We start from the raw sequence: 13177 nt of genomic DNA, 5'->3' as shown, positions 1-13177 counted from the left end.
GATCCGTTATCGCCGGTAGCTGTCCCAGCGGGCCCGATCATCCCTAGAATCGCCCGCCATGTCGAGTCCACTCCTGCCTCAGCCGGATCACGAGCCGCTGCCGCCGCCGAACGTGTACCACCCGTCGGCCGCGCCCGCTCCGGTGTACGAGGAGTACACCGATCCGGCGGCCGCCCACGGCTGGCAGAACGCCTACGACGCGACACGTGAGCTGCCGGTGATCGACGGCGGGGCTCCGGCCGGCGAGGGCCGGGCGGGGCGGCGCCGCGCCGCCGGGCGGGGCTCCCGGAAGCGGGCGGGCGAGCGGCGTGCGCGCCGTAGGGCGGTCACCGCCGGGGCGGTGGGCGTCGTGTCCCTCGCGGCGGTGATCGCCGGGTTCTCGTTCTCGGGGTCGTCGAACGGGCCGGACGGGCGGCAGGGCCGTACGGCGCCGACGGCGGGGGACACGGCGCCCACCGAGGGGTCGCCCTCCCCGGCCGACTCCTCCGCCGCGACCGCGTCCACCCCGGAGTCCAGCGGATCGGCCGCCGCGGGCGCGGGGGCCACGGCCTCCGGCAGCGCCGACCCGGCCGGGTCGGAGGGGTCCGCGAGCCCCGGCGCCACGTCCGCCGACCCCTCCAGGGCCACGCCCACCGCGTCGGCGACCTCGACGCCCACGACCCCCACCGCGACGGCCACGTCCGTTCCGGGCAACTCCAGGGGGCACGGCAGGGGGAGCACCAAGGGCCCCAAGTAGGCCTGTTTCGTGGTGGGTTGAGCAGCGCGCGGCACGCGGTGCATTGTCTGCGGCTTATTGCCGTCACCCCTCGTTCACATCAGAATGCACATGACAAGACGGTAGGCGGCCGGAAGATCTCCGGTCGCTCACGTCTGCAGAGGGGACCCCCACATGAACAAGCCTCTCCTTGCCGCGCTCGCGACCCTGGTGATCACCGGGGCGGGCATGGCACCGGCGGCTGCCGCCACGGCGGCCGAGGGCGCCACCGCGACCAAGAGCGCGGCGCCCTCGATCAAGGCCGTCAACTTCGCCGGCACGGTGGCGCTCAGCAACTGCTCCGGCTCGGTCGTCCGCCTCCCGAACTCCGCGGACACCGACCCGGCGTTGGTCATGACCAACGGCCACTGCCTGGAGACGGGCTTCCCGGACCCCGGCGAGGTGATCGTCGGCCAGTCGTCCAGCCGGACCTTCGGCCTGCTCAACTCCTCGGCCACCAGGGTCGGGACGCTGCGCGCGAGCAAGGTCGTGTACTCGACGATGACCGACACCGACGTCACGCTCTACCAGCTCACCACCACGTACGCGCAGATCAAGAGCTCGTACGGGATCAGCGCGCTGACGCTCCAGGACACGCACCCGGTCGCCGGTACCGCCATCACGGTCGTCTCCGGCTACTGGAAGAGGACCTACGCCTGCAACGTCGACGGCTTCGTCTACCGCCTCAAGGAGGGCGACTGGACCTGGAAGGACTCGGTCCGCTACACCTCCGCCTGCCAGACCATCGGCGGCACCTCGGGCTCGCCGGTCGTCGACAACGCCACCGGCAAGGTCGTCGCCGTCAACAACACGGGCAACGAGGACGGCGCGCGCTGCACCGACAACAACCCCTGCGAGGTCGACGCGAACGGCACGGTGACCGTCCGCAAGGGCATCAACTACGCCCAGGAGACCTACAACATCCCGGGCTGCTTCACCACCGGCAACAAGCTGGACCTCACCCTCAGCGGCTGCACCCTGCCCAAGCCGTGACAGGGGCATGACGGGCGGGCGGTCACCGGGGTGTCCGGCGGACCGCCCGGCCCGCCAGCACGTCCGTCCGGCGGCCGTCCTCGATCACGAACCGGCCGTCGACCAGGACGTAGGGGATCCCGACGGGCAGCGCGCGCGGCTGCTCGAAGGTGGACCCCGCCGCGACCGTCGCCGGGTCGAACAGCACCAGGTCGGCGCGGTGACCCTCGCGAACGAGCCCGCGGTCCGGCAGCCGCAGCCGGGCCGCGGGACGCGAGGTGAGATGGGTGACGCACTCCTCCAGCGAGAGCACACCCGCCTCCCGTACGTAGTGCCCGAGGTAGTGCGGGAACGTGCCGTAGGCGCGCGGATGCGGCTTGGCGCCCTGAAGGATGCCGTCCGAGCCGCCGGTGTGGACGCGGTGCCGCATGATCGCCCGCACGTTCTCCTCGTGGCCGACGTGCTGCAGGATCGTCGACCCCAGCCGGTCCTCGACCAGCAGCCGCCGGGCGGTGGCCCAGGGGGCCTCGCCGCGCAGCCGGGCCGACTCCCGGACCGTACGGCCCACGTGGTCCGCGAGGGCCGGGTCGCTCACGCCGGAGACCTCGATCGTGTCCCACTCGACCGGCACGCCGTGGCAGCCGTCCGAGCCGGTGACCTCCAGGTCGTGCCGGATCCGCTCGGCCACCGCCTCGTCCCCGAGCCGTGCGAGCACCTCCTGAGGGCCGCCCGCGCTCGCCCAGCTCGGCAGCAGCGCGGCGAGCGTCGTGCAGCCGGGCGTGTAGGGGTAGGTGTCGAGGCTGATGTCGGCCCCGGCGGCCAGCGCGTCGTCCAGCAGCGCCAGCAGATCGGCCGCGCGGCCCTTGTTCACGCCGAAGTTCATGGTGGCGTGGGCCAGGTGGAGCGGGCAGCCCGCCTTCCGGGTCAGCTCCACCATCTCCGCGTACGCCGCCAGCGCGCCCGCCCCGTACGAGCGGTGGTGCGGGCAGTAGTAGCCGCCGTACGACCCCACCACCCGGCACAGCTCAGTCAGTTCGGCGTCGTCGGCGTACATGCCGGGCGTGTAGGTGAGCCCGGACGACATGCCGACCGCGCCCTGCCGCATCCCCTCCGCGACCAGCTCCCGCATCCGGCCCAGCTCCTCTGCCGTCGCCGGACGGTCCTCCCACCCGACGACGAGCGCGCGGACCGTGCCCTGGGGGATCAGGTAGGCCGCGTTCACCGCGATGCCCCCGTCCAGCCGGTCCAGGTACTCGCCCACCGAGCGCCAGTCGAAGTCGATGTCCTCGCCGTACCCGTTCCAGCCGGTGACGGCCCGGCGCACCCCGTCGAGCGTGCGGTCGTCGACCGGCGCGTACGACAGCCCGTCCTGGCCGATGACCTCCAGCGTCACGCCCTGCGCGGCCTTGGCGCTGTGGTCGGGGTCGCGCAGCAGGGCGAGGTCGCTGTGGGCGTGCATGTCGATGAAGCCGGGGGAGAGGACCAGGCCCTCCGCGTCCAGCTCCCGCATCGCGCGCGGGCGCTGGCAGCCCGCCGCCGCGGCCTCCTTGACGATGGCGGTGATCCGGCCGCCGTCGATCACCACGTCGGCGCGGTACGAGGGCTCACCGCTGCCGTCCACGACGTCGGCGTCCCGGATGGCGAGGTCTTCCACGCGCGGCCTCCTAGAAGAACGTGCGGACGTATTCGACGACCGTGCCGTCCGCCTGGGCCACCGGGATCAGCGGCCACTTGTCGAAGGAGGTGCACGGGTGGGACAGGCCCAGGCCCAGCCAGTCGCCCACCTCCAGATCCGCCTCGGGGGTGGTGCGCAGCCAGGCGTGCTGGTCGGACAGGGCGGTGACCGAGACGCCCGTGGCGGGGCGTTCGACGCCGTCCCGTCGGATGACCTGGGCGAAGGGCAGGTCGAGGTCGTGGGCCGCGTCCCGCTTGCCCGCGTTCACGAAGGCCTGCTCGGCGGACGGGCGGGACACCACCTGCGTCCACAGCCGGAACGCCGGCTCCAGCGCGCCCTCCTCGGGGACGCGGTTGAAGGGCGTGAGCTTGCGGTAGTGGCCGTCGTCGTGCGAGATGTACGCGCCCGAGCGCAGCAGCTTCAGGACCGGCAGGGAGAGTTCGGGAATCCCGGCGAAGACCTCGGCCACCGCGTCGAACCAGGCGCTGCCGCCCGCGCTGACCACGATCTCCTCCCGTCCGGCACCGGCGAACCGCCCCGCCTCGTCGAAGTCGGCGGCCAGCGCGACCAGCCGCCGCAGCCAGGCGTCCACCCGCTCCGGATCCGCCCGCGGCACCTCGCCCTCGTAGCCGGCGACCCCGACCAGCCGCAGCGTGGGTACGGCGGCCACCGCGTCCGCGACCGCCGCGCACTCCGCCTCCGTGCGCACCCCCGTCCGGGCCCCCTCCCCGGCGGCCAGCTCGACCACCACGTCCACCGGACGGGCGGCCCCCTTCAGCGCCGCGTCCATCAGCTCCACCCCGCGCACGGAGTCGACGTAACAGACGAACCGGAAGGACGGGTCGGCGTCCAGCTCGGCGGCGATCCAGTGCAGGGCCGCCGGGTCGACCAGCTCGTTGGCGAGGAACACCCGCCGGATCCCGAACGCCCGCGCCACCCGGACCTGGTGGGGCATCGCGAGCGTGATGCCCCACGCGCCGTGCTCGATCTGCCGCTGGAAGAGCCGGGGCGCCATGGAGGTCTTGCCGTGCGGGGCGAAGGCGAGGCCGTGGCGGGCGGCGTACGTCTCCATGAGCCGCAGGTTGTGCTCCAGGCGCTCGGCGGACAGGGCGAGGACCGGGGTGGCGAAGCCGTCGGTGAAGAGGTTGCGGCGCTGGGCGGCCAGCTCGCCGACGGTGAGGCCGTCGGCGTCCGGCGGGAGGCCCTTGAAGCGGTGGTCGACGCGTTCCTCGGCCAGACGGGCGAGCGCCTCGGTGCTCATAAGGCCTCCTGAAGTGGTGTATTGCGTTGTGTGCAACGTTCGTTGCGTATATCGCTCATCGCTGTCTAACATCTCGGCCAACGCTGGGTCAACGACGCCCGCCGCCCCGCCCGGACCGAGGAGCTACGACGATCGTGACCACCACCGGACCGCGCAAGGCCCCCGGCGTCGTGGACGTCGTCGCGCTCGGCGAGTCCATGGTCACCTTCCTGCCCACCCGCCCCGGCCGCCTGGCCGACGTGCCGTCCTTCGACCGCGCGATCGGCGGCGCCGAGTCCAACGTGGCCTGTGTGCTGGCCGCCGCCGGGCACTCCACGCGCTGGGTCAGCCGGGTCGGCGCCGACGGCTTCGGCGACCACCTGGTCGAGACGATCGGGGCGTACGGCGTCGACGTCACGGCCGTACGCCGCGACCCGGCCCGGCCGACCGGCGTCTACTTCCGGACCGCCGGCGAGCGGGGCACCGACGCCCACGAGGTGGCGTACTACCGGGCCGGTTCGGCCGCCTCCGCGATGTCGGTGACCACCGTGGACACCGACGCGGTGCGCGCGGGCCGCGTGCTGCACCTGTCCGGGATCACGGCGGCCCTGTCCGGGGAATGCCTGGAGCTGGTGCGGGAGCTGACCCGCGCCCGCCCCGGCCGCCCCCTGCTCTCCTTCGACGTCAACCACCGTCCGGGGCTGTGGCGCGAGGCCGCCGGGGCACGGGTGCTGCTCGCCCTGGCCCGGCAGGCGGACCTCGTGTTCGTGGGCGAGGACGAGGCCGAGCAGGCGTGGGGCGTCACCGGCGGACCGGAGGCGATCCGCGAGGCCCTGCCCGAACCCGGGCTGCTGGTCGTGAAGCGGGGCGCGCACGGGGCGACGGCCCTGCACACGCACGGCGCCACCTCCGTCCCGGCCCTCGCCGTCGACGTCGTGTCGACGACCGGCGCCGGTGACGCCTTCGCCGCCGGATTCCTCTCCGCCACCCTGCGCGGACTCCCCGTCCGCGCCCGGCTCCGGCACGGCCACCTCATGGCCGCCGCCGCCCTCACCGTCCCCGGCGACCTCGCCGTCCCGCCCGCCCGCCGCCCGGCCACCACCCCCGATAAAGCGGCCGCGCCGCACTCCTCCTGGAGGGACCACGCCGACCGGCTGGCCGCCCTGGACGAGCAGGCGTGGGGGAGACTTCGACTCGGCCCCGGCTGGACGCACGCCGCCGACCGGGCCTACGAGGAGGTACGTACGCCATGAGCCAGACCGTCGACCGCGCGCTGAGCATCCTGCCGCTGCTCGCCGAGGGCCCCGCCGACCTCGGCCAGGTCGCCGACCGCCTCGGCGTGCACAAATCCACCGCCCTGCGCCTGCTGCGCACCCTCCACGAGCACGGCCTCGTCTACCGCCAGTCCGACCAGCGCTACCGCCTCGGCGCCCGCCTCTTCGCCCTCGCCCAGGAGGCGATGGAGAACCTCGACGTCCGCGAGATCGCCCACCCCCACCTGGTCCGGCTGAACGAACAGTGCGGACACACCGTCCACCTCGCCGTGTACGAGGAGGGCGAGGTCCTCTACATCGACAAGGTGGACAGCCGCTACCCGGTGCGCATGTACTCCCGGATCGGCAAGCCCGTGGCCATCACCGTCGCGGCCGTGGCGAAACTCCTCCTCGCCGACCTGCCCGAACCCGAGCGCCGCGCCCTCGCCGAGAAGCTCGACTACCCCCTCTACACGGCCCGTTCCACCCCCAGCCCCGCCGCCTTCCTCCGCGAGTTGGAGAAGGCCCGCGAGCAGGGCTGGGCCACCGACCTCGGCGGCCACGAGGAGTCCATCAACTGCGTCGCCGCACCCGTGCGGGGCGCCGACGGCCGGGTGGTCGCCGCGATGTCCGTCTCCGCGCCGAACGTCGTCGTCACCGCCGACGAACTCCTCGCCCTGCTCCCGCTGGTGCGCCGCACGGCGGACGCGATCAGCGCCGAGTACTCCGGCAGGACACCCGTCTCCGACCCCGCGTCCGACCCCGTATCCGACCCAGACAGGGACTCCGAATGACCGAGAAGACCGCGCTCACCCCGAAGACCCACACCGCGCCGCCGGCGAAGTTCTCGCACGGCGTGCGCAAGGGGAACATCCTCCAGGTCGCCGGGCAGGTCGCCTTCCGTCCGGCGGAGGAGGGCGAGCCCCGCACACTCGTCGGCCCCGGCCTGCGCGAGCAGACCCTCCAGACGCTGGACAACGTCAAAGCCGTCCTCGACGAGGGCGGTGCCTCGTGGGACGACGTGATGATGATCCGCGTCTACCTCACGGACACCGGCCACTTCGCCGAGATGAACGAGATCTACAACGCGTACTTCGAGGCACAGAGCCTCTCCCAGCCGCCCGCCGCCCGTACCACCGTGTACGTCGGACTGCCCGCCGGGCACCTCGTCGAGATCGACGCGCTGGCCGTACTCGGCTGACCGCCAACGGGGGCAGGATGGTCGGGTGCCTCAGTCCAGTGACCCCATCGACGAGTTGACCGACGAGCGTGACCAAGTGCTCGCCGAGCTCGCCCGGTTGTCCTCCGACGACCCGGACGCGCCCGCCCTGTGCGGCTACGCGGGCGAGCTGAGCCACCGGCTGTACCTCCTGCGCGACGACGGCGGCCAGGGCGAGGATCTCGCCCTGGCCGCCGAGGCCTTCGAGCTCGCCTTCCGCAACCCCGGCCCGGAACCGATGTGGTCGGCGTGGCGGGTGCGGTTCGGGCATGTGCGGGCGGTGCAGTACGAGGAGGAGGGCGGGAGGCGGCTTCTCGACGAGTGCTGGGAGTCGCTGCGGGCGGGGGTGGACGGGCTGGCCCCGGGCGGTGCCGGGGCCGCCGCCTCGGCCGCGGCGAGCGGCAGCGGGACCGGCACCGAGACCGCCGACGACCACGACGCTGAACTCATCTGGGGCCGCCACCTCCTCGCCCTCTGCGCCAAGACCCGGCTGCTCGCCGACCCGGACTCGGTCGAGTTGCTCGACGAGGCCCTGCGCAGGCATGCGGACGCGCTGGAGGACGCGGAGCCGGGCGGTGAGGAGGAGGCCGAGCTGCTGGCCGCGCTGGGCTTTCTGCACCTGCACCGGGCGGTGCGGCACGGTGACGTGGACGCGGCGACCGAGGCGGCCCGCCACTACCGCGTGCTCCTCGGCGTCGCCCCGCCCGCCGACCGGCCGCACATCCGCTACAGCCTGGGCCTGGCCACCATGCTGCACGGCCGGGCGAAGTCCGACCGGGACGGGCTGGAGGCGGCCCGGGACGCCTTCGACACCGCGCTCACCGAGGTCCGCCGGGCCGGCGGGGAGGAGCCGGACTGGGTGTTCGAAGCGGAGGCGAACACCGTGTTCGTCCGGACGCTGATCTGGTCCGCCTGGCAGGACACGGCCCAGGGACTCGCGGCCGAGGTCGAGCTGCGCCGCCTGCTCGACCGGCCCGGCGCCGAGGAGCAGCTCCTGCCGCAGTACCTCGACGCGTTCGGGCGGCTGCTGTACGAGCGGTCCGCCGAACGCGACGACGACACCGGCCGGGACCGGGGCATCGCCCTCGTACGGCGGGCGGTGACCGAATGGAACCCGGCCCGCGACGGTGACATCACCCCCGCCGCGCTGTCCCTCGCCCTCTTCCAGCAGTCCCGCCACCACAGCGACCAGGACCCCGACCGGGCCCGGGACGTACTGGAAGCGGCCGGACTGCTGCTGGCCGGCGCCCCGGCCGACCCGGACCTGGCGCAGACGGCCCGCATGCTGGACGGCTGGGCCCGCTTCACCCTCGCCGACCACGGAGTCCTGCCCGAGGTCGACGGGTGCCCCGAGGGGCTGGACATGGACGGGCTCACCGAGACCGTCCGGGCGATGCTCGACGACCTCTCCGAAGGCCGCCTCTTCCTCGACTTCGGGGAGGAGGAGTTCCTGCGCGGCATGGGACGCGACATGACCGGAACCCGCCGCCGTCGAGAGACCTTCGATCGGATGCTGGCCCTCCTGCGCGGCGCCGAGCCGGGCAGCGAGCGCCGGGCCCAGCTCGCCGCGATGCTGCTGTCCAACCTCACCGTGGTCGACCCGGAGGGCACCTTCGTCACCGCCGAGCTCCGGCGCGAGCTGACCGAGGCCGTGCTGCAGCGCGCGGAACGGGACCCCGCCTGGCGCGGCCAGGCACACGCCATCGCCGGCATGGCCCGCCTGTACGAGGAGACCACCGTCGGCTCCGGCGCCGGGCTGGACGAGGCGCTGGCCCACTTGGACCGCGCCGAGTCGGACGGCGCTCCCGGCAACGGCTACGGACTCGCCATGGCCCGGTTCATGGCACAGACCCAGCGGGGCCAGACCGGCGGCGGCGCCGACGACATGGAAGCGGGCGCCGAGACCTGGCGCCGGCTGCGCACCGACCCCGCGGTGCCCGCGTACCTGCGCCGCATGATGGACCTCCAGCAGACGGCCTTCGACGCGCACACGGCCGTCCAGCGCGGCGACCTGCCCGCTGCCGACCGGCACATCTCCGCGCTCACCGAGGGCCACGCCGCGATGAGCGAGGAGGACCCCTCCCGCATCGAGATCCTCACCGCCCTGGAGAACGCCCGCTCCGCCCGCGACAACATCGCCCGCCACCTCGGCGCCCCACCCCTGCCCCCGCTCCCCGGCCGCCCGGGCGCCACCGAACTGCGCCGCCAGGCCCGCCGGCTGCCCCGCGACCACCGGGCCTGGGTGCTCGGCGACGGCGGCATCACCCGCTTCGTCCGCGCGGCGAGCGCCCAGGACGGGCCGGGCATCGCCGAGGCGATCGGCCTGCTCAAGGAGGCCCACGAGCTGTCCGAGCCGGGCAGCGACAGCCGCCTGCGCTACGGCCACTGCCTCGGCGTCGCCCACTGCGGCCTGTCCGAGCTGGAGTTCGACCGGGTCCGCCGCCGGGAGCGGCTCGCCCGGGGCATCGCCCTCCTGGAGGACGTCTTCGCGGAGGCGGGCGGACCCGAGCACCGCCTCTACGCCGAGATCGGCCTCGCCCTGGCCCGCGCCCACCGCACCCGCGACGACCTGCACCGCCGCGACCGCGCCGGCTCCCGCACCCTGGGCCTGAAGTCGCTGCGCGGCCACGCCTGGGCCGCGCTGCTGCAGTCCGGCACCGCCCACGCCGCCCAGGCCGCCGCCCAGTCCACCCGGTCGGCGCTGGAGGTGGCCGGCTGGTGCCTGAAGGACGACCGCCCCGAGGAGGCGCTCCAGGCCCTCGACGCCTGCCGGGGCCTGGTCCTGCACGCGGCGCTCACCTCCACCGGCGTCCCCGGCCTGCTGACCGCCGCCGGCCGCACCGACCTGGCGGAGGAATGGCGGGCCACCGGCGCCGACGCCACCGAGCAGCCCACCGACCCGCTCACAGCCGTCCGCGCCCCCCTGTCCGTGCCCAGCTCCCTGCGCCGCCGCGTCCTGGCCGCCCTCACCACCGCCGACGCCCCCCAGGCGGCCCGGCTCCTGGACCCGCCCGCCCCCGAAGAGATCGCCGACGCCCTGCGCACCCTCGCCAAGGACGCCCTGGTCTACCTGGTCCCCGCCACCGACGACACCCCCGGCACCGCCGTCGTCGTCACCTCCAAGGGCACCGTGCACGCCGTCCCCCTGCCCACCCTGTCGCAGGACACGGCACCCCTGAAGGAGTACGCCCCGGCGGGCCGCCGCTCCCGCGACCTCGGCCCCGTCCCCGGCGCCGCCCCCGCCGACGCGCCGCCCCCGCTGCGCGACCAGCTCGACCGCCTCTGCGGCTGGGCCTGGTACGCGGCGATGCGCCCCCTGCTGGAGGCGTTCGAGATGCCCCCGGGCCGCCTGCCGCGCCTGGTGCTGGTCCCCATGGGCAGCCTCGGCCTGGTGCCCTGGCACGCCGCCTGGCAGCCGGGCGGACCCCGGGGCCGCCAGTACGCCCTCCAGGCCGCCGAGATCTCCTACGCCGCCTCCGCCCGCCTCCTGTGCCAGGTCGCCGCCCGCCCCCCGGCCGGACACACCGGCCCCGCCCTGATCGTCGGCAACCCCACCGGCGACCTGCACTACGCGGGCGAGGAGGCCGACGCCGTCCAGCGCGTCTTCTACCCGCACGCCCGCTTCCTCGGCCGCCGCACCACCGGCCCTACCGACGGCCCCGGCACCCCGCGCGAGATCCTGGACTGGCTGGGCGAGGAGTCCCACGACAGCGGCGGCGTACTGCACCTCGCCTGCCACGCCGCCGTGGCCGAGAACGCCCGCCGCAGCTCCTACCTCGCCCTCAGCGGCGGCCAGTTGGCGGCCGAGGAGCTCACCGGCGCGGTCGGCCCGGACGGCGGACGGCTGGGCCTGGTGCTGCTCGCGGCCTGCCGCAGCCATGTCTCGGGCCGCGGCCACAACGAGGCCTACAGCCTGGCGACCGCCTTCCTGGTCGCCGGCGCCGACTCGGTCCTCGGGTCACTGTGGCCGGTCCCGGACGAGGCGACCTCGGTGCTGATGTTCCTCACCCACCACTACCTGCGCAACCACGGCGAACCCCCGGCCAAGGCGCTGCGCCGGGCCCAGCTGTGGATGCTCAACCCCGACCGCGACCTGCCCGCCGAACTCCCCGCCCCCCTCGCCGACCGCGCCCGCCGCATCGACCCGCACGACCTCAGCGCCTGGGCGGGCTTCACCCACCTGGGAAGGTGACCGCGCCCGGCACCAGCGTGCGCAACGGCACGGTGACCGAGGTCCAGCGGCTCGCCCCGCCCCCGACGGCCGGCCCGAGGTCCCTGCTGCCGGTGCGCCCGCTCCACGGATCCCAGGCGGGAAGCTGGAAGGGCAGCGTGTTCAGCTCCCCCTCCGCCACGAACAGCTTCAGCCAGTCGCGCCCCTCGGCCCCGGGCACGACGTCACGCGTGCGGGGCAGCGACAGCTGCACGGGCTCGCCGTCCAGGGCGTACCCCGTACGGCCCGGACCGATGAAGTGCCCGGGAAACAGGAGGGAGTGGCAGGCATAGCTGTCGGTCAGATCCAGCAGCAGGCACCACAGGGTGCGGTCGGGGGAGCGGTTGTGCAGCCGGATCGACACCCACGGCGCCCGGGGGCCGGAAGGACCGTCGGCGTAGGGGCAGACGATGTCGCCGGACGCGTCCGGGCGCAGCGGCTCGTCCGTGCCCCACGGGGTGATCTCCAGCTCGACCATGCCGTCGAGCGGCGAGGGCCGCGGGGTGAGGTCCCGCAACTGGTGCCAGCGGGTGAGGTGCGTCAGGCAGTCCGCGACCCGCCGTGCGTCGGCCTCCCCGCCGCCGTAGGGCAGCGGCGCCGTGAACTCCGTACCGTCGCGCCGCAGTACCCGCGCCGCCCCGTCCCGCACCCGCACCCGGTAGTGCAGATCACGGGCGCCCTCCGGTCCGTCCACCGGCCGCAGCAGCGGCAGCGGAGCGAGGGCCCGCGCCACCTCCCGTACGGCCTCGGGGGAGCCGTCCACCGCCACGCTCGCGGGCGGCAGCGCGACCGCCGACAGTTCCGCCCGGTACAGCCGCCCGCACACCGGCTCCCACCTCACCGGCTCGACGAGCGTGCGGGCGGCTTCCACAGCGAGCGCCCGTACGACGCCCACGCCCACCTCCCCGTCCAGCACCGTGAACTCCGTGCCGCGCACCTCCTCGCCCACGTCCCGCAGCCCGTGCACGCTGCCGCAGTCCACCTCCCAGCCCTCGGCGCCGTACCGCAGCAGATGCGGACTCGGCGTCCGGGTCCGTGCGCCCCCGAGCAGCGGCCGGTCCGCGGCGCCGCCCGGCAGGTCCGGGTACAGCACCGGCTGCTGCGTGCTGCCCGCCCGCCGCACCCGCGCGGCGGCAGCCGCCAGCAGCTCCCGGCAGGTGGCGCCCGCACCGGCCGCGCGCACCGCGCCGACCAGGGCGTGCGTGAAGGCGCCGTGCCGCCGCCCGCCGAACCACCCCTCGTACGACTGCTGGTTCAGCCGGCTCGCGGCGAGCAGCACATGCCGGGCCGGACCCCCAAAGTGCGCCGCTTCCAGGTCCCAGCCCGGCGCGGGCGGCACGTACCGCGCGGTGAGCTCCGTGTCGCGGGTGGCGCCCCCGGAGTGGCAGCAGTCCAGCACCGCCGCGACCTGCGCCCCGCCGGCCGCCACCCGGTCCAGCAGCGCGCCGAGCCGCTTGTCGGGCAGCGGGCCGTCCACGCACACCAGCGCCTGGTTGCGTCCCGTCGCCTCGATCAGCAGATCGTCCCCGGTGGCGAGTTCCTCGGTGCCGTGCCCCGAGAACCACAGCAGCGCGGTGTCCCCGGCGCCCGCCGCACCCAGATGCCCCGCGATCGCGTCCGTCACGGCGTCCACGGTCGCCTCGGCGTCCGACAGCACCAGCACCTCGGCGCGGTCACCCGCGAGGTCGGCCAGCAGACCACGGGCCGCCTCGACGTCGTTGGCGCAGCCCCCCAGGGGTGTCGCCACGGACGCCGGATAGTCGTCGACACCCACCAGGAGCGCACGGATCCTTCCCACGGACGAGAGTCTGCCAGCCCTCCCCGACGGGGAATGAACCTTTGGAGTCGCACTCT

9 protein-coding genes are annotated in these 13177 nt (G+C 74.7%); 6 read left to right on the top strand and 3 right to left on the bottom strand.

The window, feature by feature from the left end; genetic code table 11:
- The first annotated feature begins 58 nt into the window (after window positions 1–58).
- Together ACZ7L0_RS06395 and ACZ7L0_RS06390 are read left to right on the top strand one after the other, a co-directional pair.
- Window positions 59–736 (top strand): hypothetical protein, encoded by a 678-nt coding sequence (locus ACZ7L0_RS06395; RefSeq protein WP_471241272.1) that lies wholly within the window; start codon window positions 59–61, stop codon window positions 734–736.
- A 153-nt stretch (window positions 737–889) separates the two neighbouring features.
- A complete protein-coding gene (locus ACZ7L0_RS06390; protein WP_471241271.1) occupies window positions 890–1747 on the top strand; it encodes a S1 family peptidase in 858 nt (285 codons plus the stop codon).
- Between the two features lie 22 nt (window positions 1748–1769).
- Here ACZ7L0_RS06390 and ACZ7L0_RS06385 read toward each other — a convergent pair whose 3' ends face one another.
- A complete protein-coding gene (locus ACZ7L0_RS06385; RefSeq protein ID WP_471241270.1) occupies window positions 1770–3380 on the bottom strand; it encodes an N-acyl-D-amino-acid deacylase family protein in 1611 nt (536 codons plus the stop codon).
- A 10-nt stretch (window positions 3381–3390) separates the two neighbouring features.
- Window positions 3391–4662: an amino acid deaminase gene (locus ACZ7L0_RS06380; protein ID WP_471241269.1), complete on the bottom strand. Its 1272-nt coding sequence runs from the start codon at window positions 4660–4662 to the stop codon at window positions 3391–3393.
- Between the two features lie 134 nt (window positions 4663–4796).
- Here ACZ7L0_RS06380 and ACZ7L0_RS06375 point away from each other — a divergent pair, with 134 nt between their 5' ends.
- The 4 genes from ACZ7L0_RS06375 to ACZ7L0_RS06360 are packed head-to-tail and all read left to right on the top strand — an operon-like array spanning window position 4797 to window position 11305.
- On the top strand, window positions 4797–5894 hold the full coding sequence (locus tag ACZ7L0_RS06375) for a sugar kinase (RefSeq protein ID WP_471241268.1): 1098 nt from the start codon (window positions 4797–4799) through the stop codon (window positions 5892–5894).
- Window positions 5891–6688 (top strand): IclR family transcriptional regulator, encoded by a 798-nt coding sequence (locus tag ACZ7L0_RS06370; RefSeq protein ID WP_471241267.1) that lies wholly within the window; start codon window positions 5891–5893, stop codon window positions 6686–6688. The genes ACZ7L0_RS06375 and ACZ7L0_RS06370 overlap by 4 nt, the downstream gene beginning before the upstream one ends.
- Window positions 6685–7095, top strand: a complete 411-nt coding sequence (locus tag ACZ7L0_RS06365) for a RidA family protein (protein ID WP_471241266.1) — start codon at window positions 6685–6687, stop codon at window positions 7093–7095. The genes ACZ7L0_RS06370 and ACZ7L0_RS06365 overlap by 4 nt, the downstream gene beginning before the upstream one ends.
- A gap of 25 nt (window positions 7096–7120) precedes the next feature.
- Complete coding sequence (locus ACZ7L0_RS06360; RefSeq protein ID WP_471241265.1) at window positions 7121–11305, top strand: CHAT domain-containing protein; 4185 nt, start codon at window positions 7121–7123, stop codon at window positions 11303–11305.
- On the opposite strand, the gene ACZ7L0_RS06355 is transcribed toward ACZ7L0_RS06360, so the two are convergent.
- A complete protein-coding gene (locus tag ACZ7L0_RS06355; RefSeq protein WP_471241264.1) occupies window positions 11286–13121 on the bottom strand; it encodes a caspase family protein in 1836 nt (611 codons plus the stop codon). The two genes, ACZ7L0_RS06360 and ACZ7L0_RS06355, sit on opposite strands and share 20 nt — an antisense overlap.
- Window positions 13122–13177 lie beyond the last annotated feature (56 nt).

The sequence above is a fragment of the Streptomyces sp. NPDC039424 genome (assembly GCF_055639495.1).
This window is presented reverse-complemented; position numbering and strand designations above follow the sequence as displayed.

What these genes read in the sequence shown, in the direction of transcription:
- ACZ7L0_RS06395 (WP_471241272.1), top strand. Translation starts at nt 59, where the DNA reads ATGTCGAGTCCACTCCTGCCTCAGCCGGATCACGAGCCGCTGCCGCCG.
- ACZ7L0_RS06390 (WP_471241271.1), top strand. Translation starts at nt 890, where the DNA reads ATGAACAAGCCTCTCCTTGCCGCGCTCGCGACCCTGGTGATCACCGGG.
- ACZ7L0_RS06380 (WP_471241269.1), bottom strand. Translation starts at nt 4,662, where the DNA reads ATGAGCACCGAGGCGCTCGCCCGTCTGGCCGAGGAACGCGTCGACCAC.
- ACZ7L0_RS06370 (WP_471241267.1), top strand. Translation starts at nt 5,891, where the DNA reads ATGAGCCAGACCGTCGACCGCGCGCTGAGCATCCTGCCGCTGCTCGCC.
- ACZ7L0_RS06365 (WP_471241266.1), top strand. Translation starts at nt 6,685, where the DNA reads ATGACCGAGAAGACCGCGCTCACCCCGAAGACCCACACCGCGCCGCCG.